The sequence below is a fragment of the Kineosporia sp. NBRC 101731 genome (genome assembly GCF_030269305.1).
Taxonomy (GTDB): domain Bacteria; phylum Actinomycetota; class Actinomycetes; order Actinomycetales; family Kineosporiaceae; genus Kineosporia.
The window spans coordinates 236,338-258,670 of sequence record NZ_BSTC01000005.1 but is presented as its reverse complement, the minus strand read 5'-3'; the positions used below and the strand labels follow the sequence as shown (position 1 = coordinate 258,670).

General features: G+C 70.1%; 15 protein-coding genes. 4 read left to right on the top strand and 11 right to left on the bottom strand.

The genetic code is table 11. The annotated features are described in order from the left end of the window. The first annotated feature begins 79 nt into the window (after positions 1 to 79). On the top strand, positions 80 to 1,363 hold the full coding sequence (locus QSK05_RS16700; protein WP_285598149.1) for an acyltransferase family protein: 1,284 nt from the start codon (positions 80 to 82) through the stop codon (positions 1,361 to 1,363). A gap of 97 nt (positions 1,364 to 1,460) precedes the next feature. On the opposite strand, the gene QSK05_RS16695 is transcribed toward QSK05_RS16700, so the two are convergent. Both QSK05_RS16695 and QSK05_RS16690 read right to left on the bottom strand, forming a co-directional pair. Beyond that, positions 1,461 to 1,922: a hypothetical protein gene (locus QSK05_RS16695; RefSeq protein WP_285598148.1), complete on the bottom strand. Its 462-nt coding sequence runs from the start codon at positions 1,920 to 1,922 to the stop codon at positions 1,461 to 1,463. A 418-nt stretch (positions 1,923 to 2,340) separates the two neighbouring features. Continuing rightward, a complete protein-coding gene (locus QSK05_RS16690; RefSeq protein WP_285598147.1) occupies positions 2,341 to 2,811 on the bottom strand; it encodes a hypothetical protein in 471 nt (156 codons plus the stop codon). Between the two features lie 120 nt (positions 2,812 to 2,931). Here QSK05_RS16690 and QSK05_RS16685 point away from each other — a divergent pair, with 120 nt between their 5' ends. Beyond that, entirely contained in the window at positions 2,932 to 6,807 is a 3,876-nt protein-coding gene (locus QSK05_RS16685; protein ID WP_285598146.1) for a PAS domain S-box protein, read from the top strand. 34 nt (positions 6,808 to 6,841) lie between these two features. On the opposite strand, the gene QSK05_RS16680 is transcribed toward QSK05_RS16685, so the two are convergent. After that, entirely contained in the window at positions 6,842 to 7,465 is a 624-nt protein-coding gene (locus QSK05_RS16680; protein ID WP_285598145.1) for a class I SAM-dependent methyltransferase, read from the bottom strand. Positions 7,466 to 7,650: 185 nt separating this feature from the next. Between QSK05_RS16680 and QSK05_RS16675 the strand changes: the two genes are divergently transcribed. After that, complete coding sequence (locus QSK05_RS16675) at positions 7,651 to 8,637, top strand: LLM class flavin-dependent oxidoreductase (RefSeq protein ID WP_285598144.1); 987 nt, start codon at positions 7,651 to 7,653, stop codon at positions 8,635 to 8,637. Positions 8,638 to 8,760: 123 nt separating this feature from the next. Here QSK05_RS16675 and QSK05_RS16670 read toward each other — a convergent pair whose 3' ends face one another. The 5 genes from QSK05_RS16670 to QSK05_RS16650 form a co-directional block, all read right to left on the bottom strand. Next, the gene (locus QSK05_RS16670; RefSeq protein ID WP_285598143.1) at positions 8,761 to 9,528 is read right to left on the bottom strand and encodes a class I SAM-dependent methyltransferase; all 768 of its coding nucleotides are present in this window, start codon (positions 9,526 to 9,528) and stop codon (positions 8,761 to 8,763) included. Between the two features lie 55 nt (positions 9,529 to 9,583). Continuing rightward, complete coding sequence (locus tag QSK05_RS16665) at positions 9,584 to 10,543, bottom strand: methylenetetrahydrofolate reductase (RefSeq protein WP_502879778.1); 960 nt, start codon at positions 10,541 to 10,543, stop codon at positions 9,584 to 9,586. Between the two features lie 81 nt (positions 10,544 to 10,624). Further along, positions 10,625 to 11,245 carry a hypothetical protein gene (locus tag QSK05_RS16660; protein ID WP_285598141.1) on the bottom strand — a complete coding sequence of 207 codons (621 nt, stop codon included), beginning with the start codon at positions 11,243 to 11,245 and terminating at the stop codon, positions 10,625 to 10,627. 122 nt (positions 11,246 to 11,367) lie between these two features. Continuing rightward, a complete protein-coding gene (locus tag QSK05_RS16655; RefSeq protein ID WP_285598140.1) occupies positions 11,368 to 13,536 on the bottom strand; it encodes an ArnT family glycosyltransferase in 2,169 nt (722 codons plus the stop codon). Between the two features lie 69 nt (positions 13,537 to 13,605). After that, positions 13,606 to 15,138, bottom strand: coding sequence for an AbeC-like domain-containing protein (locus tag QSK05_RS16650; RefSeq protein ID WP_285598139.1), 1,533 nt, complete (start codon positions 15,136 to 15,138; stop codon positions 13,606 to 13,608). 564 nt (positions 15,139 to 15,702) lie between these two features. On the opposite strand from QSK05_RS16650, the gene QSK05_RS16645 reads away from it, so the two are divergent. Further along, positions 15,703 to 17,151 (top strand): sugar transferase, encoded by a 1,449-nt coding sequence (locus QSK05_RS16645; RefSeq protein WP_285598138.1) that lies wholly within the window; start codon positions 15,703 to 15,705, stop codon positions 17,149 to 17,151. Here QSK05_RS16645 and QSK05_RS16640 read toward each other — a convergent pair. From QSK05_RS16640 to QSK05_RS16630, 3 genes are all read right to left on the bottom strand, one after another. Then, a complete protein-coding gene (locus QSK05_RS16640) occupies positions 17,145 to 17,954 on the bottom strand; it encodes a hypothetical protein (protein WP_285598137.1) in 810 nt (269 codons plus the stop codon). The two genes, QSK05_RS16645 and QSK05_RS16640, sit on opposite strands and share 7 nt — an antisense overlap. A gap of 553 nt (positions 17,955 to 18,507) precedes the next feature. Further along, positions 18,508 to 22,038, bottom strand: coding sequence for a coiled-coil domain-containing protein (locus QSK05_RS16635; RefSeq protein ID WP_285598136.1), 3,531 nt, complete (start codon positions 22,036 to 22,038; stop codon positions 18,508 to 18,510). Next, on the bottom strand, positions 22,035 to 22,307 hold the full coding sequence (locus QSK05_RS16630; protein ID WP_285598135.1) for a hypothetical protein: 273 nt from the start codon (positions 22,305 to 22,307) through the stop codon (positions 22,035 to 22,037). Before QSK05_RS16630 ends, QSK05_RS16635 begins: the two co-directional genes overlap by 4 nt. Positions 22,308 to 22,333 lie beyond the last annotated feature (26 nt).

Genomic DNA, 22,333 nt, shown 5'->3' with positions numbered 1-22,333 from the left:
TGCACAGATCTACCCACAAGCCTCATAGCCTTCACCTAACATTCCATGCTTGTTGGCATGACCCGGTGAAAGGCTGATGATGACCGTCTCCGACATCTCGTCGGACAGGATCGACCGCACCCAGCCTCCGATCCCGGAGGCACCACTGGAATCGGGGGTGCCGGAAAGCCCTATCGGTGGAACGACATCGGCCCCGGCCATTCCCAGACGTTTCACCGCTCTGGACGGCCTGAGAGGCCTGGCCGCGATCGTGGTGGTGGTCTTCCACCTACGGCGTGAGTTCCGGGACATCGGCATCCCGGACTCGCTCGACCGGCTGATCACCGGTGGCTACCTGATGGTGGACCTGTTCTTCGTGCTCAGTGGTTTCGTGATGGCGCGCACCATGCTGCGCACCCGCCACCGTGAGGACTTCCTGCGCTTCGCCGAGCTGCGGGTACGCCGCTTCATGCCGCTGCACCTGACCGGCTGGGCCATCGCCCTGCTGGGCGTGACGGTGCTCGCGCTGTGCCAGCAGTTCGGCATCTTCCACACGCCGGAGCGGGGCGCCTTCCACCACGCCGACAGCAACCTGCGGGCCTGGGCGTCAAGTCTCGTGCTGGTGCAGGGCATCCTCGGCCCGCAGTTCTCCGGGTACGCCGCGGCCTGGTCGCTGTCGGTCGAGCTGTGGGTGAACATCCTGATCGTGGCCGTGGTGGCATTCATGCCCACGGCCTACTACCGCCGCCTGGTGGGCCCCTCCGCCTTCCTGGCCGGCATGGTCGTACTGGCCTGGACCCTGCCCAGCACCGAGAACAGCGTGGGCACCGTGGCGTTCGGCCGGGGCCTGGCCGGGCTCGGCGCCGGCATGGTGACCTACGAGCTGTACCTGCTGTTCATGCGGCGTCGCACCATCGCCTCCCCCGAGACCGGCGCGACACAGTCTGTGCGCTGGGCCGCCCCGGTCGGCGTCATCTCCCTGCTCCTGCTCGTGCTGGCCTGCTGGGAGCGCGGTTTCGTGCGGGAGTTCCGGTTCCTGCCGATGATGCTGCTGGCGCCGGTTCTGGTGGTCAGCCTGGCCCTGCCCTCCGGCGGCCCGGCGAAGTGGCTGCTGAACACACCGGTCGTGCAGTGGCTGGGCAGCCGCTCGTTCGCCATCTACGCGCTGCACGGCCCGGTCCTGATGAGCGTGAAGCTGGTGCTGGAGCTGCGCGGCCTGAACCCGGAGGCGCCGAAGGTGGCCGCGGTCATCATCGTCGTGGGCATGATCGGGGCGATCAGCCTGGCCGAGATCGGGCACCGCTACATCGAGACGGCGTGGCAGCCGAAGAAGAAGCCGAAGCCCGCCCCCGAGCCGGTGGTGCGGGAGCCCGTGTCGGTCTGACACCCGGAACACCACCAAGAGCGCGCAGGCCCACCGGGTCTGCGCGCTCTTGCGTCACGGGATCTGCCGGGCCGCGACCACTTCAGGCCACGTCGGGCTACTTCACGTCTTTCAGCATCGCCATGGTGCTCATCTTGGCGGTCGTCAGGGCCTTGACCCGCAGACCCGGGCAGCCGGAGTCCATCAGCTTGTCCACCTTGACGGTCGTGATCGTCGCGCGGGGCGTCTTGGAGCCGCGGAACGCCGTCTCCAGACTGGTCACCAGGTCTTTCTGGAACTGCACCTGGTCTTTCGCGCGCTGCTCGGGCTCCGAGCTCAGCTCCCCGGCGGAGTCCAGCGCCGACTGCACGGCGTCGCACACCATCACGGCCGTGATGTCGAACCGCTGACCCGACGTCGTGGCCGTGGGCACGTCGGTCGCGGTGTTGACCGCGTCCGTCGTCGTGGTCGCAGCCGACTTGCTCTCGTCACCACTGCTTCCACCACATCCGGCCAGCACGAGACCCACCAGCGGGGCCGCGGCCAGGACCAACACCGTCTTGCGTACACCACGTAACACGATCAGCTCTCCGGAAGATCATTCAGGCTGTTCAGCCCGGTGGTCTCGAACGGTCCTGGTGCACGCCGGCACGATCCGGGCCGTTGTGCGGCCCAGGTCGACCCGGTCGGCCTCGACCAGCGTGGATCCACTACCGATATCGAGACCATGTAACTCAACGACATGGTGAGAGTTGACGTCGTACGTCGCTCCAGGTCGCCTTCGACCCCGGCGAGCACACCCTCAGCCGCCCAGCAGGCTACCCCGCCAATCTCACCCTTTGCTGCGTTCTCAAGATTCCCACTAAGCCCATCCAGCGCATCTTCGCTCACATCCACCAGGAACGCCGATATTTCTCACAGACACTCCGGGCGTGGCCTTGCCCTCATCAGCCCTCCACCGTTGCCCCAGGACACCACAGGTAACTCAGTGTGACATTTCAGTTGCTGTACAACTCGTTCAGGCTGTCTCGCTCGATCAGGCCGAGGGCCTGCTCATGGACGGCGGGGCAGGTCTCCTGCAGCATTGCGTCGAGGTCTAGATCTGTTCCTGATTCGTCACCCACCGTGGCGAAGATGGTGGAGACCGTGGCTGCGAGCCGCGCGGTCGCGGCCTTGGTGCCATCGCCCTCGCTGGTGCCCACCACCGTGCTGACGGCAGAGCAGGCGGCCTTGGCCTGACCGGCTTCACCGAGGTTCTCGGCGGCATTGCGGAGGTTCTCCTCGGCCTGATCCAGATCGAGGTTCTCCGTGGCGTCCTCGAGCTGCTGAGCGCCGTCGTTCAGGCTGTTGGCCGAGTCGTTCAGCTGCTCGATCCGGGCGTCGGTGTCCTCGCCGCACCCAGCCAGCAACAGGGCTGCGAGCGGGAGCACCACCAGTGACCGGGCCACGACGGACTGCTTCGAAACCACACGTGCCTCCCCAGATGTGAACTTTCCGTGTCCAACGAGGTCGCGACAGGCCCGGTTCCGACCGGTGCAACCCGGGCCGACACGGTCCAGCGCGGGCCCTGGACAGCCGATAGGCAGACCGTGAGCGAGTACCCCGCGGACGACTCAGACCCGGCCGGCCCGGCTGATCCGGCCGATCCGGCCGAGACCCGGCGGCTGGCCGAGCTGGACACCTACCGCGTGCTCGACACCGACCCCGAACCCGGCTTCGACGCGCTGGTCAAGGTCGCGTCGTCGATCGCCCGCACCCCCAGCTCGACGATCACGCTGATCGACGAGCACCGCCAGTGGTTCAAGGCCGCGGTCGGCATGACCAACCGCGAGGGCGACCGGCGCACCGCGCTGTGCGACCACGTGGTGCGCGAGGGCCGGCCGGTGATCGTCAACGACGCCTCGACCGACCCCCGTTTCGCCGAGAACCCCCTCGTCACGGGAGCGCCGGACATTCGCTTCTACGCCGGTTTCCCGCTGGAGACGCCCACCGGCGAGATCCTCGGCACCCTGTGCGTGATCGACTACGAGCCCCGTCGGCTCACACCCGACCAGCTGGACCTGCTGCGCGTGCTGGCCGACCAGGTGATGGCCCAGCTCACCCTGCGCCGCACCCTGTTCGAGCGGGAGCAGGAGCTGGCCGAGCGGCAGCGGCTGATCGGCCAGGTCGCCGAGTCCGAGCGCCGGTACCGGATGCTGGTGGAGAGCTCGCCCGACGTGATCGCCCGGCTCTCCCCGCAGGGGCACGTGCGGTACGCGTCGCACGCCCTGCACGCCGTGCTCGGGATGAATCCGGAGACCGCGATGGCCGACTCCGACATCATGCGCACGCTGGTGCACCCGGGTGAACTGGAGTCGGTGCAGCAGGCCCTGGCGGACGTGAACGCCGGGCAGCGCCGCGACTTCACCACGCGTCTGCTGCACCAGGGCGACCACACCTACCGGCAGATCGAGGTGACGATGCTGCCGATCCAGGACGCCGGCGGCGCGGTCACCGAGATGATGGTGGTGGGACGCGACGTCACCCAGAAGATGGTCGTCCAGCACGCTCTCAGCGCCGCCACGGCCGAGGCGATCCGGCGGGGGAACCAGCTGGAGGAGGCCCAGGAGATCGCCGAGCTCGGCAGCTGGTCGGTCGACCTGACCGCCGGCACCTCGTGGTGGTCCCCGCAGCTCTTCCGGGTGTTCGGCGCCGATCCGGCGACCACCGTCCCGTCGATCGAGCAGGCCCGTGCCTTCAACCACCCCGACGACCGCGACCGGGTGCGGCAGGCCACCGAGCGAATCCGGAACGGCGACGCGGAGGAGATCGAGTACCGCATCGTGCGCCCCGACGGACAGGTACGCATCGTCCTGGGCCGGGGACGGCGGGAACCCGCCCGGGACGACGGCAGCGTACGGATCGTCGGCACGGTGCAGGACATCACCGAACTACGTCACACCGAGCGCGAGCTGCGCCGGGCCCGTGACCTGTTCGCCCAGGTGCTCGACGCCACCGAGCACGCGTTCATCGCGATCGACACGACCGGCCACATCACCATGTGGAACCGTGGCGCCGAGCGGATGCTCGGGTACACGGCCGCCGAGGTGATCGGCACCCAGAAGGGCCTGACCTGGCACGACCCGGAGGAGATGGAACTGATCGCGGCCGAGATCGGGGTGCCGTTCGGTCTTTCCATGTTCATCGACCACGCCGGGCACCCGGCCCTGATGCGCCCGCGTACCTACATCGCCAAGGACGGCACCCGCCGTCTGGTCACCGTGTCGATGGTGCCGATGCACGACGGCGACCCGACCGAGATCAACGGCTACATCGGCGTGGCCACCGACGTCACCGCCCGGGTCGAGGCCGAGAAGGAACGCGACACGCAGAGTCACATGCTGCGCGCGGTGATCCAGAACAACCAGTCGATCATCAACGTGAAAGACCTCCAGGGCCGCTACCTGATGATCAACCGGGCGTTCGAGGAGGCCTTCGGGGTCACCCAGGAAGACATGGTGGGCACCACCGACGACACACTCGACCCCCGGCTGGCCGGCCGCTGGCGGACCAACGACCTACGGGCGTTGCAGGGCCCGGTGCACGTCGACGAGATCGCCGACCTGGCCGACGGGCGGCACTACTTCGAGACCGTGCGGGTCCCGCTGCAGGACGAGTCCGGCGAGACCAACGCGATCTGCACGGTGGCGCTGGACGTGACCGAGCGGCGCCGGGCCGAGGCCGAGAAGACCGCGGCGATGGAGGCGATGACGCAGGCCCGCGACGCCGCGGTGAACGCCACCAAGGCCAAGTCCGCGTTCCTGGCCACCATGAGCCACGAGATCCGCACCCCGATGAACGCCGTGATCGGGATGACCGGACTGCTGCTGGAGACACCTCTCAACGACGAGCAGCGGGAGCTGCTGCACACCGTGCGCAGCAGCGGTGACCAGCTGCTCGCGATCATCAACGACATCCTCGACTTCTCCAAGATCGAGTCCGGCGACCTGGAGCTCGAGGAGCACCCGTTCGAGCTGCGCGAGTGCGTCGAGGGAGCCGTCGCCCAGTTCGCCGGATCGGTGAAGGACATCGACCTGGTCTCGCACGTGGACGACGACTGCCCCGGCGTGGTGGTCGGTGACGTCACCCGCCTGCGCCAGGTGATGACGAACCTGGTCGGCAACGCGATCAAGTTCACCACCCAGGGCGACGTGCTGCTGCGGGTCGAACTGGAGGGCAGCGACGAACCGGACGAACCGGACGAGCCGGGCTCACCGTTGCGCCTGCGGTTCACCGTGGCCGACACGGGGATCGGTATCTCCCGGGCCAATATGGGACGTCTGTTCAAGTCGTTCAGTCAGGTGGACGCGTCGACGACGCGGGTCTACGGCGGCACCGGACTGGGCCTGGCCATCAGCAAGGCGATCGTCGAGGCGATGGACGGACGGCTGACAGTCACCAGTGAGGTGGGTGTCGGGTCGCAGTTCACCTTCAGCGTGGCCCTGGGCCGCTTCAGCGGGCCCCAGACCCTGCGCAAGCGACCCCCGGCGATCGTGGCCGGGCGCCACGTGCTGATCGTCGACGACAACGACACCAACCGCCGCATTCTCCGGCTCCAGCTGGAGGGCTACGGCATGGCCTGCCAGGACAGTGCCTCTCCCCTGACGGCGCTCGCCCTGATCGGCAGCGGGGTGCAGTTCGACCTGGTGATCCTCGACTACGCGATGCCGGTGATGGACGGCGTACAGCTCGCCCTCGCCCTGCGTCAGCTGCCCGGCGGCAAGGACCTGCCGCTGGTGCTGCTGTCGAGCATCGGACGGCGGGACCGCACCCACGAAAAGATCTTCGCATCCATCCTGACCAAACCGGTGCGCAGCGCCGCCCTGGCCGAGGTGGTGGGGCAGGCGCTGGTACCCGGCCCGGCCGATGCTCCCGACACACCCGACACTCCCGACCCTCTCGACCCTCTCGACCAGATGAAGCCCGGGCCGAATCCGGCCGGGGCCCGGGCCGGTCAGATCCCCCAGCCCTCTCCCCCCGGTGACCGGCCCACCACCCCGACCTCGACGTCCGGTGCGACAGCGCCGCGCCCGACCCCTACCGACGCCGGCAAGCTGCGCATCCTGCTGGTCGAGGACAACGAGATCAACCAGAAGGTCGGCAAGCTGATGCTGGCCAAACTCGGTCACACCGTGGAGATCTCGTCCAACGGCGCGGAGGCCGTGGAGGCCGTCGGGGAGATCGACTACGACGTGGTGCTGATGGACATGCACATGCCGGTGATGGACGGCCTGGAGGCCACGCGCACGATCCGCTCGCAGATCCCGCCCGACCGCCAGCCGACGATCATCGCGATGACCGCGAGCGTGACCAAGGAAGACCGGGACGCCTGTGCCCAGGCCGGGATGGACGGGTACCTGTCCAAGCCGGTGCGGGCCGAGGATCTCGTCGAGGCCCTCGGCGGGGTGCCGGTGCGTCACCCCTGACGTCACTCCTGACGTCACCCCTGACGTCAACTGCTCAGGTGAACACGGCCCTCACCACCACGAACCAGGTGCCGGCCAGCAGCACCTCGCCACCGATCTCCCCGGCCAGCTGCTCCGGGGCCAGGAACCGCTTGTACACCTGGTGCTTCGAGCCGTCGTTGAGCACGCGCTCCTCGGTGCGGGCCTCGGGCACGCCCGGGCGGCGGGCGGTGTCGATCACGATCAGCTCGGGTGCCACCCGCCGGGCCTGGGCCAGGAAGGTCTCCCGCTCGCCCTCCGGCAGGTGCCCGTAGAAGTGCCCGGTGAGGACACGGTCGAAGGCGCCCGCGGCGAACGGCAGGTCGAGCGCGTCGCCGGTCATCGACACCCCACCGGGCAGCCGCGACTGGGCCAGGGCCACCATCGCCGGGCTCTGGTCCAGGGCGACCACCAGGCCGGTCAGGTGCCGGGTGAGAAAGCCACTGCCGCAGGCAATGTCCAGCGTGCGGACAGGCGGTAGCGACGACACCAGGGCGACCAGGCGATTCACCTCGTCGTTCCAGCCCGGCCGGTCGCGCGACGCGAACCGGCCCTCGCCGGTGTACCAGTCGTCGTACTCACCGGCCCGGGCGTCGTAGTAGGCGGCCGTGGCGGCGTCTGCAGCAAATCCGGGCTGCATTTGTCTCCTTCGTCCGGTCCGTCGATGGTATCGGTGGCTTCCTGTAGAGCTACCTGGAGCTGCCCATGGCCACCGGCGTGAGTGATCGATCACCGTCAAACACATCCGCCGGATCGGGACTACTCCTTCGCCGGCCGGGGTTGGCACCTGGTGGAAGAAACTCCCGTAACGAAGGGCATGCAACCGTGGCCACACCCCTGTCGATCCTCGACCTGGCTCCCGTGGCGAAGGGCCAGAGTCCTTCCCAGGCCATCGCCGCGAGCGTCGCCCTGGCGCAGACCGCGGAGAGGACCGGCTACCAGCGGGTCTGGTACGCCGAGCACCACAACATGGCCGCGATCGCCTCGTCGGCCACCAGCGTGCTCATCGCCCACGTGGCCGCCCACACGAAGACGATCAAGCTGGGCTCCGGCGGCGTCATGCTGCCCAACCACTCCCCGCTGGTCATCGCCGAGCAGTTCGGCACCCTGGCCGAGATCCACCCGGGCCGGATCGAGCTGGGCCTGGGCCGCGCGCCCGGCTCCGACCAGGCCACCACCTACGCGCTGCGCCGCGACCCGGCCACCGCCGAGAACTTCCCGACCGACGTGGTCGAGCTGAAGGGCTTCCTGAAGGGCGAGTCCCGCGTGCGGGGCGTGCAGGCCGTCCCGGGCAAGGGCACGAACGTGCCGCTGTTCATCCTCGGCTCCTCGCTGTTCGGCGCCCAGCTCGCCGCCGCGCTCGGCCTGCCCTACGCCTTCGCCTCGCACTTCGCGCCCACCGCGCTGCACCAGGCCGTCGAGGTCTACCGCCGCGAGTTCAAGCCCTCCGAAGACCTCGCCGCCCCGCATGTGATCGCCGCGCTGAACGTGTTCGCCGACGAGACCACCGAGGCGGCCCAGAAGGCCCTGCGTCAGGCCAAGATCCAGCGGGTCGGCCTGCTCTACGGCCGCGGCCGCTCGCTGACCGAGGCGGAGGCCGAGCAGATCGTCGACTCGGGCGAGGCCGTGCACCTCGAGGAAATGGTGAAGTACTCGGCCGTCGGCACCCCCGCCGAGGTCAAGGACTACCTCGAGCAGTTCCAGAAGCACGCCGACGCCGACGAACTGATCGTGGCCTTCGGACACCAGGACACCACGGCCCGCCTGCGCTCGGTCGAGCTGACCGCCGAGGTCATGGGCCAGGCCGGCTGAGCCCTGGCCGAACCGGCCGATCCATGGCCAGGTCAGCTCATCCATGACCAGGCCGACCGAGGCGTAGCCGGGCCGACCAAGTCATGGACCAAGCCGACCAAGTCATGGACCAAGCCGGTCGCGTCATCTCCGGACGGCACCGAGCAGTCTCGCGCGCACGGTGCCGTCCGCGATCAGCTCCCCGATCCGCCGCTCCTGCTCCCGGGCCTCGTCCAGCCGCGGATCCCCGGCGTGCCGCCGCCCGACGAGCGCGGAGACCTCGGCCGCCCACCGCGTCCACCCCTGTCCGTGATCCTGCAAACCTTCCCCGGCGACCACCGCGGCGACCTCCAGTCCGTGCTTCTCCAGCAACCCGGGAAGCTCGTCCTCGCAAGGGAACTCGTTACCCTCGGGGGCTCCGGCCGGCCGCGGCTCGTCCGCGGTGAACACCAGCATCCCCAGGCCGGCACCGGGCTTCAGCACCCGCGCGATCTCCTCCAGCAGCGCGGGCTTGTCCGGCGTCGTGCACAGAACCCCCAGGCACCACACGGCGTCGGCGCAACCGTCGGCCAGGGGCAGCCGGTCGCCGAGAACGCTCAGAGCCGGCACGCCGAACAGCGACCGCGCCGCCCGGCACGCCTCGACCATCGGCTCCAGCACGATCGGCCGCACCCGGTACTCCCGCGCCGCGAAGGCGGCGGGCCCGCCCAGACCGCCCCCGACGTCCGCCAGCACGTCGTTCTCCCGCAGCCCGCACACCTGCCCGAGCCACCGGAGCATCGCCGGACTCGCACTGCCCTTGCAGGCCGCCGGAATCGCATACTCCGGGCCGAGTTCACGCACGGCCTCGGCCGTCCACAGGGCCTGAACCCCGAACTCGGCCTCCATCGCCGACCCCCCGTCACCACCCATGCCGTCAACCCCCCAAAAAAGACCGTTCGTGATCATGCAAAATCTCCCCAGAGTTCTAGAACTCAGCCCGAAGCGCATCCCCCACCGCCGCCTTGATCCGCGCACCCGCCACGTCTCCCCGCGCCGTGGCCAGCCCGGACAGGTTCACCCCGACCACCCCGTCCACCGCCAGTAACGCCCGCGCCTCCTCCACCGCGGCCGCGATCCCCGCCGCGACCGGGTCCGGTGCGCTCAGAACCCGCTGTACCGCAACCGGATCCAACCCCAGACCGGGCAGGCTGAGAGCCTGCGCCGAACGTTCGTCGGTGTAGACGGCCACTCCCGCGACCACCGGGAGAGTCGCACCAGCGGTGCGGGCGTCGTCCACAAATGACGACACCCGGGCCGGCGAGACCACGTGGTTCAGCAGGCAGACCTGCGCCCCGGCACGCTGCTTCTCCCGAAGACGCCCGGGACGCAGCGTGATCGGCGGAGCATCGGGCGATTCGGCCACGGCGACGTGCAGACCGGTGGTGGCGGCGAGCGCGGCCAGCCGGGTGCTGTCGATGTCGAAGACCTGGGTGACGTCGGGCCGCACGTCGTGGCCGCGTCCGTCGCCGGTCACGCAGAGCACCCCGGCCGCGCCGGCGGCGGCCAGGCCCGCGAGCTCCTGTTCCAGCACCACCCGGTTGCGGTCGCGGCAGGTCAGGGTGATCCAGGGGCGCAGGTCGGCATCGGCGAGCAGCTTCGCCATCAGGGTGGGTGGGAAGTCGGGGCGGTTGTGGTGCTCGCCCACCAGCACCCCGTCGCACGAACCGTGCAGGATCGCGCCGACCTCGGCCACCGCCCGCACGTCGTAGGGACGCACGGTGAAATCGGTGAGGACGAGGGGTTTCGTGGTGTTCAGCGTGGATCGGCCGGGTACCGGGGGCCCGGGCCAGGAGATCACCTCGCCGGCCACCGCGAAGGGGCACGGATGATCGGCCATCTCGCAGGTCAGATCGGTGTGAACGCCTCCGCAGGGCCCGAATTCCATGCGTTTCGGGCAGGCGTTCCCAGGTGACGGCACGTGGAGAGTGTGGGAGCCGGAACCCTCTTGCGCATCCGCAGAGCCGAATCAGCCCTCGACCCCGGGAAATTCCGTGACCACGTGGGGACACTGCACGAACCCGATGCCGCGCAGGCTGTCGAGCACGATCACCACGCCCGATCGGGTCTGGCCGTCGCCGGCCTGGCGGTAGCTGACCTCGACCCGCAGCGGAGATCGCTCGGGACAGGTGTCGGGTAGCTTCCAGCGCACCGTGTACAGGCGCGTCTTCTTCGGCGCCACAGCCGCTTTCACCGGCCGGTGAGCCGGGAGCTCACAACTGCCGCCCGCACTCACGCGTCTCTCCTGTCGCAGGCCGCCCCGGGCCAGGCCGTCCAGGTCTTCGACGAGAACGGACGACGAGGTGGTGTTCGCGAGGGTGAAGGAGACGGTGAGGTGGTTGCGGTGGTCGGTGCGCACCGGGCAGGTCTCACGCAGCGAGACCGGCAGGGCGTCGAGCTGGATCCGGGTGAACGACGGGGTGGGCAGGGAGTCGAGGCGCCGGACGCCGTTCTCGGTCCGGCCGACCACGACAGAACCGAGCAGGAGGACGCCCACCACCCCTAACACGTAGAGCGCCAGTCTCAGGGGTGTCGACGGCGGATCGGCCGGCGGGTCCGCTGACCCCGGCTCCAGATCAAGTGTCTGCACGGCCCCACCTCTGTGTGAGAGCTCGCTCGCGATGAGAGTGTCTGACAAAAGTAGTGCGGTGGCGCTGCGGGGAGGGGATCCGCAACGCCACCGCACCAGATCTGGCCGGACTCCGGCGCGGTCTACGAGTCCGTGGTGGCAGCCTGGAGGTCGTACACCGTCTGGTTGCCCACGGTAGTCGCGGTGTAATTCGCCGCAACCCAGGTGGCGATCTCGCTGTTACCACCCATACCGCCACCCCCGCCGCCGCTACCGCTGCCGATGAAGTACCGCACGTCACCGTTGGCCACGTACTCCTGGAACTGCGCCAGCGTGGGTGCCGGGTCACTGCCGCTGAACCCGCCGATCGCCATGATCGGCTCGTCGCTGGCCAGTTGCAGGGGCGCCGCCGAGTTCGAGCTGACCGTCGCAGCCGCCCAGGTGGTGCCGGCGTTCTTCAGCAGTTCGACCAGTTCGTCACTGACTGACGAGCCGCCTCCCATGCCACCACCGCCGAACCCACCGCGACCGGTGGTCGTGCTGTCGTCGTCGCTGGAGGTGCCGGACTGTCCCGGCAGCGTCGTGCCACCGCTCTCGGTGCTGCCGTCAGTACCCGTGCTGCCGTCGGTGCTCGTTCCGCCTTCGGTGCTGCCGGTGGTGCCGCCGGGCGGGGTGCCTGTCTCCGACGAGCCCGTGCCGCCCATGCCGCCGGGCATGCCCCCGCCGCCTCCACCGAAGCCACCGCCGGACGCGGAGGCCGCGCTGGCCGGGCCGACCGAGGGGATGGAACCGGTGTGCGACTGCGTGGTGGTGGCGACCGCGTAGGAGGCGGTGCCGGCCAGACCCGCGAGCATCCCGGCCAGGACCAGTGTGACCAGTGCCTTGGCGGCCAGGCGGATCGGGAGTACGAGGCCGATCGCGGCGATCACCGTGACGGCCAGGATGACGTAGCGCAGGCCGGGGGCCCAGTCGGCGTTGCGGGCCAGCAGCGTGTAGGACCACAGGCCGGAGGCCAGGATCATCCCGGCCAGGCCGATCCGGGCCCGCCAGAGGTGACGGGCGTCCCAGCAGGTCTTGCCGCCGATCGCCACGACCGCACCGATGGCCGGAGCCAGGGCCACCGTGTAGTACGGGTGGATGGTGCCCTTCATGTAGCTGAAGATCAGGCCGACCGTCAGCATCCAGCCGCCCCACATGATCAGGGCCGCGCGGGTGCGGTCGGTGCGCGGGTTGCGCCAGGTCAGGAGCAGGCCGAAGACCAGTGCCACCAGGGCGGTGGGCAGCAGCCAGGAGATCTCGTTGCCCATCTCGGAGCCGAACAGCCGGTTCAGGCCGGTGGCACCGCCGAACGACGATCCGGCGGTGCCGCCGGTCATGCCGCCACCGCCACCGCCGTTGCCGTCACCACCGAGGATCCGGCCCAGGCCGTTGTAGCCGAGCACCAGCTCGAGGATGGAGTTGTTCTCCGAGCCACCGATGTACGGGCGGGAGTCCGCGGGCCACAGCTCGACGATGGCGATCCACCAGCCGCACGAGACGATCATCGCGACCAGGCCGCCGATCAGCTGGGCGAAGCGGCGCTTGAACGAGGTCGGCGCGCAGACCAGGTAGGCCAGGCCGAGGGCGGGCACGATCAGCCAGCCCTGGAGCATCTTGGTCAGGAAGGCGAAGCCCAGGGCGCTGCCGCAGAGCAGCACCCACTTCGTCGAGCCGTTCTCCACCGCGCGCACCATGCAGTAGGTCGCGGCGGTCATCAGCAGCGCGAGCAGGGCGTCCGGGTTGTTGAACCGGAAGATCAGCGCGGCGGCCGGGGTGAGCGCCAGGACCGCCCCCGCGAGCAGTCCGGCGGCGGGCCCGGACCAGCGCTTCACCGCGGCGTAGAGCAGGCCGACGGCAGCCACGGCCTCAAGGGCCTGCGGCACCAGCATGCTCCAGCTGCTGTACCCGAAGATCCGGGCGGAGAGGCCCATCACCCAGGTGGAGGCCGGGGGCTTGTCCACGGTGATGAAGTTCGCGGCGTCGAACGAGCCGAAGAACCAGGCCTTCCAGCTCTTCGAGGCGGCCTGTACGGCGGCCGCGTAGAACTCGTTGGCGTTACCGGAGACCGCGACGTTCTGGATGTAGAGCACGGCGGTCGCGAGCAACAGGACGAGGAAGGCGGGGCGGGCCCAGCGCGGGTCACCGTCCGCGGAGCTGAGGAAGCGACGACGGCCACGCTGCCGTCCGGAAGAGTCGTCAAGCCGGCCGGGCGTCGCAGTGCCCGATGGGTCGGCCCGGTGAACCGTGTCTGGGCCGGGCGAGGTCGTCGTCATGGTGAGAACGCTCTACCCGGCCCCTGCACGAGGGCCGACCGTTACCTGTACGTCAGCTATGGAAACCCGTCAGCTGGCCGCGCCCTGGCCCGGCACCATGAATGACGCCGCCAGGTCGAACTCCTTGACGTCCACGTCGTGCTCCACCAGGAACTGCCGCAGCACGTCGATCGACCGGCGCTTGAAGGCGTGCTGATAGATCTTCTCGTCCGCCGCCCCGAAGTGGTTACCGTTCGCCGCGGCGGCCGTACGGTCACGCAGGCTGGGCGCCGCGGCCCAGCTCAGGTCGTTGCGCTCCTCGAGCTCCTGGTCCAGGTCGACCCGCGCGGCACCCTCGTGCCGGTCCATCCGGATCTTGCGGATGGTGCGGGAAGGGCTGCCCCACAGCAACGGCCACACCATCGGCAGCACCGTGCGCAGCAGGGGCAGCCGATGGGCACCCGGACCCAGCGGGATCTTCACCACGTCGCCGTAGTCGGGCTTCAGCGGCCGCAGCGCGGTCACCGCCATCTCCACCTCGAGCATCGGGCCGTGCTTCTCCACCCGCACGAACAGGGTCACCACCACCTGCCCGTCCCAGCCGACGACCTCGAAGAAGGTGTACGGCCGGGCCGAACGGTGCTGGTTACGCAGCGCCTTGTCGATGTGCTCGGGCGTGACCTCCGAGACCGGCCGGCGAAAGCGCAGTTCGTAGTCCGGGTCGTCGAGCACGGGACCCTGCCGGAACAGGCCACCCACCGCCCGGGCGTGACCCCCGATGACGTACAGCCGGTGCCCCGTGCGCGGCTTGTTCTCCATCGTCAGCGGGATCTGCTCGAGCAGGTAGCGATGCAGGTCGATGCTGTCGAACGGCTGCGGTTCACCGCGCTTGCCCAGGTCGCTCGCGGTGCCGACCCGGGTGTCGACCGTGAAGCTCCAGCTGTCGATCTGTTCGCCGGAACCGTTGAACGGCGTCTTCCCGGCGAAGACCACCACGTTGGCCCGCCCCGAACTGCGGATCGGACCCTCGATCTCCTCGGGCAGCGGCGGGGGTTCCACGGCGTTGAGGCCCTTGATGCCGATCGAGGCCAGGGCCGAGTCGTGTACGGCCCGGTAGTGCTTCCAGATGATCGCGAAGCCCGCCAGGTACGAGCCGACCAGCACCAGGAACGCGAGCATCAGCAGGCCGCCGGGCCCCAGTTCCCCGGTGAAGATCGAGACCAGCGCGACCTCCAGCACGATGGCCACCGCGGCGGTCACCACGAGCAGCCAGACGTCACGGGTCTCACGGCGCTGCTTGGCCTGGGCGGCGTGCCGGGCCAGCGCGACCGCATCGATGTGCCAGTTCGGCGCCATCGCCTTCCAGTCGGGGTAGACGAGGTCGTTGAGCACCTCACCGCCGAACGAGGCGTTCAGATGGATGGCGGAGCAGAGCTGCCGGGTGATGCCGTCACCGGCGGGCGTGAACGACTGCGGGCGCCGCACCGGCTGCCGTCGGCCGGCCCAGGGCGGCTGCAGCGCCTGCCGGACCCGGACCTCAGGCGGTGCGTTGGACATCAGCTGCAGCTTGTCCACCACGGTCCGGGCGGCACCGTGGTGACGCGAAGTTTCCGAGGGCGGCATTCAGGCTCCCTGCGTCGCTCATTGACCGTTTCTGCACCGCTAACCGCAGACGACGCTTTCACCCGTCCGGGCGCACCGTCTAGATGATGCACCGAGTAATAGCCCAACAGCGACACCCCGGGGCGAGTCGGCCATCTTTGCCGGTCACATTTCGTCGGCCGCCCGGTTCCGGGACCAGTCCCGAACACCGCCCGGCGTCACCTACGCCTCAAGGTCATCACAATTCCGGGCAATTCACTCATACCTCTGACCTGCTCGGATAATCGCGTCACCAATTGTGAATATCCGACCTCGGGCAGTGATGAATGGCCTAAGGTGTGATCGCCCGGACCCGGAGCTGGGGGGCCAGCAAATACGGGCCGGGAAAACGACATTGACCCGACTGGCATGTTCTGGGGGTTTGTCTTGAGGTCCCGGCGTGAGCACTCACGAGGTAAGACCGACCCCACTGGCCACGACCTGCACGTCAGTACCGATGGTCACGCTGAACGCAGGAATGCCACTGATCCCGGCGCTCCCGTGGCACCGGGGGTTGTGGGCAGTGCGAGTGCAGTGTCAGGTTCAGTGACGGTCCCCTCCGGCACCCCACCGAAGGGGCTCCCCCGCCACGCGGACATCGACGCCCGGGCCGTACTCACCCGGTACCGCCGCAACGCCATCCTCGCCGACGCGCTGTGCGCCGGCGCCGCTGCGCTGCTGGCGATCATGCTGCGTTTCGACCGGGAGGCGCCGGGCCTCTGGGCCTGGATCCCGATCGTGCTACCGGTGATCTGGATCGGCATCGCCGGCCTGGACCGGGTCTACGAGCGCCGGTTCCTCGGGGCCGGCACCGAGGAGTTCCAGCGGGTGCTGCGCTCGGGCGTGGTGCTGTTCGCGATGATCGCCGTCACCTCGTACCTCTCCCGCACGAACGTGTCCCGCTCGGTGGTGGTGTTCGCCGTCCCCGTCACCGTCGTCGGTGCCCTGGCCGCCCGCAAGCTCCTGCGGGTGCGCCTGCACCACGCCCGGGCCGCGGGCATCGGGCTGGAGCGCACGATCGTGCTGGGAGACGCCGAGGGCGCCCGCGAGCTGGTGCACCTGCTGCGCCACAACAGCCATCGCGGCATGGTGCCCGTCGGCATCTGCCTGGCCTCCAGCCCGGTCACCCCCAGCGACATGGACGGCGTGCCGGTGATGGGTGGCCCCGAGGATGTGATCGAGGCCGTCGAGGCCACGCAGGCCCACGTGGTGGCCGTGGTGTCGCACCCCGATCTGTGGGGCCATCCGCTGCGGGAGCTGGCCTGGGCCCTGGAAGACCTGGACGTCGAGCTGATCGTCTCTCCCGGCATCGTGGAGGTGGCCGGGCCCCGCCTGTCCATCCGGCCGCTGGCGGGCCTGTCGCTGCTGCACCTGGAACAGCCCACGGCCACCGGCGGCGATCTGTTGCTCAAGGCCGCCTTCGACCGGATGCTCGGTACCGCGATCCTGCTGACCCTGTCACCGCTGCTCATCGGCCTGGCGATCGCGGTGCGGGTCACCAGCCCGGGTCCGGCCCTGTTCCGGCAGACCCGGGTCGGGGTGGGCGGCCGGGAGTTCTCGATCTACAAGTTCCGCTCGATGGTCACCGACGCCGAACACCGCCTCATCGACCTGACCACGCACGACGAGGGCAACGGGGTGCTGTTCAAGATGCGCACCGACCCCCGGGTGACACCGCTGGGGGCGTTCCTTCGCCGCTACTCCCTGGACGAGCTGCCCCAGCTGATCAACGTGGCCAAGGGCGACATGAGCCTGGTCGGCCCGCGCCCGCCCTTACCCCGTGAGGTGGCCGGGTACTCCGGCGACGCGGTGCGCCGGCTGCGCGTGCGCCCGGGTATGACCGGCCTCTGGCAGGTGTCCGGCCGTTCCGACCTCAGCTGGGAACAATCGCTGCTGCTCGACCTGCGGTACGTGGACAACTGGTCGATGACGCTGGACCTGAGCATCCTCTGGCGCACGGTGCGGGCCGTGGTGAAGGGCGACGGGGCCTACTGAGCGTCGTGGTCGTCGTCGGTGTCCAGCGCGGCCTCCGGGTCGGACGCGGCCACGGCGAACCAGGTCTGGGCCTGGGCCAGGTCGGCGTGGGTGATCGTGCCGCTGCGGATGGCCCACATCGCCAGGGGCAACCGGAAGTCCTCAGCCGCGTCGGGGCGCTCCCGCGAGACCAGGCCGGGCACGCCGTGACTGTCGAGCTTCTCGCGCACCTGCTTGAACACGTTGCGCACATAGCCCGGACGGCGCCCGACCCGCTCGGCCACCTGGCGGTAGGTGGCGGCACCGGCCTCCGGGCCGGAACGGGTCAGCAGCGGCTCGCAGAGCGCCGTGAGCAGGCGCCGCTGGGCCGGGGTGAGGATGATCGGCGGCACCACGACCGTGGGCGAGGAGTCGGACTCGTCGTCCACCTCGGCGCGTGAGGGCGGCAGACCCCGGGCGTCGACGTGCACCACGTAGTCGCGCCCGAACCGGCCGGTGACGACCACGTCGAACTGGCGCCAGGGCAGCGAGGTGGTCGCCGCGCCAGGCTCGACCGTGCGGGCCGCGCCGGTGGGCGGGCGCAGCTGGAGCAGCTTGGACGAGGAGACGTTGCGGATCAGCACGCAGTCGGCCAGCACCCGCAGGGTGGCAGCCTGCCGGGAGACGTGGTCGTCCTCGGGTTCGAAGGCGATGCGCAGGTCACAGTTGCGGCTCCGGCCGATCGTGACCTCCTGCCCCGGGGGCACGGCCCGTCGCGTCGTTCCCTCCACCACGGAGAAGAGCACTGCGGCCGGCCCCACCTCACCGAACGGTGGCTGGCTCATCGGCTGGCTCATCGCGCCACTCGGCACCTGTTGGGTCATGCCCATCTGCCCCATCCGCGCAGTCCTTCCCGGGAAGTCCGCGCAACGCACACATGACTCCCACTTTCGCTCATTCGCCCGGATCTGTCACCGGTCAAGGCAAGGTACGGCACGAACGGCCCATTGACGACTAAAAGAAAGTGGTATGGCTATGTGATCTCAGCAATCGTCTCCGCGCCCGCGCACTGCAGCCGCATCGCAACCGAACCCCCTCCGCTCGGCAAAGTGACTGCAGCGCAGCGCTACTCAGAAGCCTTTCGGCCGCTCGGCGCCCTGTGGCGAAGGCGAGTATCCACCCGACCCCTGTGCGGGTGGATACCGCCTCATCGGGCACACCTCACCCGTGGACTCTTCCGGCCGATGCCCGTGGCAACCAATTCGTTGCCGGTTCAATTCAGGACATCTCGCGATGTAATTTCTCGGTAGTGCAGGGGTGCATCCATGCCTCAAACAACAGTCGCCGCACGCTCGGTGAGCGCGCGGCGACGGCTTTAAACGAAATGACCCGCGGTAATCAGTGCCGGACCGCCTCGCCCTCGTTCTCCCGCAGATCCTGCCCATCCGTACCGGCCGAACCACCTTGCACCGGAATCTGCCCGGTGAACGGCACCAGGCCCCCCGGCGGTTTGCCGTGCCCGGTCACCTCGGTGACCGTGGTGCGCGGGCGGCGGACAGGAAGCAACCCCCAGAACCCGGTCCGCGCAGCCCCGCCGCCCGGCTCTCCGGCATCGTCCTGCCCGCCGGGTCCCTTCTCCATCACCCCGCCGACCTGCTCGGCCGGCGCCATCCAGCGCGGGCGGTGCTCCGAACCACGCGGGGCCGGGGTGGTGTCCGAGGACGACGTCCTTCCGGACGATGCGCCGGACGGCACGCGGCCGTCGCCGGCAGGCGCACCGTCCGACCCCGGCGGGACGACTGACATCGCGGAGGTATCCGGGGACGAGGGTGTCCGTCCGTTCCTCGTGCTCGGCGTGCTCGGCGTGCTCGGCGTGCTCGGCGTGCTCGGCGTGCTCGGCGTGCTCGGCGTGCTCGGCGTGCTCGGGCCGACGACGGCCCGCAGCCCCTCCGGATCGCCGGGCCCCTCGACGACCGGGATCGGGTTGGTCTCGGGGGCCACGGACGTCCTCGGGAAGAACGGCAGGTCGATCGGCCCGGAGATCGCGTCCTTGGGCCGGCCGGCCTGGTGCCGGGAGAGGTCGGCACGGCGTCCCGTCCGACGGGCCGGGCCCTCCGGACGGGATGCCGCACCGTCCGCGAATCCTCCCGGAGCACCCGAACGCGGGCCGTACCGCCCGTCGCCCGGAAACCCACCCGCGAAGGTCTGCACCGGCGAACCGTGCGTCATCTTCAGGCTCAGGTGGTCGTACGGGGCGGAGGAGTCCGGTAGCGGCCCCCGACGTGCCCCGTGGTGAACCGGCACGGAAGCCGCCCCGATGTCTCGCAATTCGTGACGGCCGAACCCCGCCGACGCCGGTACCCGTCCGAACGGCCCGTCCCCGAACTCCTCACGCTCAGCCTGCTCGCGCTCAGCCTGCTCGCGCTCGATGCGGGTGAGATCGATCTGCTGCGGAGCCTCCAGCCCGCGCAGGTCGATGGACCGCACGGTCACGGCATCCGCCGTAGCCGCCTCGGCGTCCATCTCAGCCGGTACCTCCGACCGGGCAGCCACTTCCGTCCGGGTCTGCGCGTCCGACCACGCAGCGCCGGCAGCCGGGTCCGCCAGGTCAGCCGCAGCGACCCCGGCCACCGTCTCGACCCGGGCGACCGGGTCCGACCCGACAGCCCGCGCCGCGACCTGAGACGCGCCGGTCCAGGTCGACGCGTCGACCTCAGGCGCACCGGACTCCATCTCGACCCCGGCCACCGGGCCCGACCCGACAGCCCGCGCCGCGACCTGGTCGGCGATCGGGGTGTCCAGGTTCTTCAGAGCGGCGAGTACCCGGCGGGCCTCGGCGGCCCGGGCCGCGGCGGCGGCGCGGAACTGCGCGGCCGCCCGGAACTCGGCCGCGGCCAGTTCCCGCTCGGCGTGCAGTTGCTCGGCCTCGAGACGCAGTCGCTCGGTGCGTTTCTGCTCGGCGCGCAGCTCGGCCAGACGAGCCTGCTCCAGACGCTCCCGCTCGGCCCGCACCTGTGCGGCCCGGGCCTGCTCGAAACGTTCCAGGTCGGCCCGAAGCCTCGCCCGGCGGTCGGCCTCGCCCCGCTCGGCCGCCGCCTTCTCCGCCGCGACCAGTTCGACGGCCGCCCACTCCCGGGCCGCCCACTCCGCCGCGGCGTGCTCGGCCCCGAGCCGGTCAGCGGCGGCCCGGGCCTGCGCCCGCTCGCGCTCGGCCACCTCACCGGCCAGACGCTCCAGGGCGGCCCGGTCCTGCGCCGCCCTGCTCGCGGCCCACTTGGCCTGCGTCGCAGCGAAGAACACCGGTTCCAGTTCGGCGGAAGGCTCCTCGTCCGAGGTCACCACCGGACCGGCCAACGGCCCGAACAGCGCATCGTGCGCATCCGGGAACGGCGCCTCGCCCGGCACCCAGGCCGGCACCCCGACCGGAGGCGTGGCCGCGACCTTCATCGCCTCGGCCATGGTCATCCCCGGGCGGGCCGCGGGCACATCAGCAGTTGCTCCCCCATCCGCGCGGACACCCGTCGAGGCACTCTCCCGAGCGCCGTCCACAGCACTCTCAGCAGCACCCTCAGCAGCACCGGCCCCAGCGTCCACCGCAGCACCAGCCACAGCACTGGTACCAGCACCGGTCACGTCTCGTGGAGCATCCACCGACGGGTTCCGGGTGGCACCGACCGGCAGGATTCCCGCGGCATCAACCACGAAACCCTCCGCCAGACCAGAACCTGCAGCCACCCTGCTGTCGACGCAACCGGCCGACAAGTCTTCCACAGCAGGCGATTCCACCGGCGAGAGTCCGGCGACAGCCGACAACCCACTGGCCTGGGTCGTCGCACCGGCCACCCGAACAGGTGCCTCGTCCTCCAACCCCCCGGACGGGTGGACGACCGCCAGGTCGGTCCCGGACGGGCCGGGAATCCGCAGCTCACCGCTGACCGGCTTCCACTCGTCACCGACCGTGACCGCCGACGCCACCACCGGGCCGATCGGGCTGGTCACCGGCAGAATGGTCCGGGACCCGGCGTCGTCCCCGGCGAACCGCACGTCGACGGACGAGTCACGCAGGTCGACGACCGGCGCCGGCTGCGTCGGGAGCCGATGACGCGCCGGCGCGGTCTCCAGGTCACCCGTTTCGTCGGTCTCGGGGGCGGGCACGATCTCGAGCGAGCGCACCGCGTCGAGCTCGGCCCGGGTGGAAGCGTTCTCGAGCATCGACCCGACGTTCGCGGCCGACTCCGCGGACAGCAGTCGTTCCGGTGCGGCCAGGTCGCGGTCGTCGGCCGGGCCGCCCGCCACCGGCACCTCGCCGGTCGGCACCGACACCAAGCGGCGCGGACGCGGGCCGGAGCCCGGTGTCGGCACGGCCTCGACGGTCTCGTCGAGACGGCTGCGCCGCTCACCCACGATCTGGCGCTGGAAGCCCACGGCCCGCACCCACACGTCGGTGACCTCGACCTCACCGGGCTCGGGCGCGGCGTACGGCCAGAACGGGCCGCCGGGTGGCAGCAGACTGCCCGGCCCGACCGCACTGATCAGACTGCTGGCGAGGGCGCTGTCGAGCACCGGCCGACTGCTCGCATGGCGGCCGGAGTGAGGACGGCGGCCGTGCCGGGCCACCCGGTCACAGAAGTCGATCATCGCGAAGACGCGGAAGTCGTTGACGTCGATCTCGCCCATCCGCACCGCGTCGACCAGGTCGTCGCGCAGTTCGGCCGCCTGGTGACGGCGGGCGCTACGCCGGATCGCACGCATCACCAGCACCACGAGCACCAGCAGCAGGGCGGAGATCGCCAACGCGGCCACCGTCAGCTCAGGGTTGCGCTCCATCTCGGTGCGCGTGCGCTCGGCCGAATCGGCTGCGCTGTCGAGCATCTGACCGGCGAGACGACGCACCTGGGCGACCTTCGACCCGGCGGGGAAGTCGCTCATGATGCCTCCGCCCGGGGGGATCCGCGATAGGCACAGTCCGCATGAAGACCCTCGCGCAGGGCGGTCAGCTCACCGGTCGCCGCCGCGAAATCTTCGTGCCAGCGATCGTTCTCCATCGACAACTCGGTGTTTCTCACTCTCAGCTGGATGTTCTCGCGCCGGTAGCGCACGGCGAGAAACACCACCGCGCATCCGAGCACGACGAGGAGGAGTCCGGCGCCGCCGACGGCGACACCCGAGAGATCGACCTCCGAAAGGTCCTCCGGCACGGCGAAGCCCCTTTCACATGTACAGG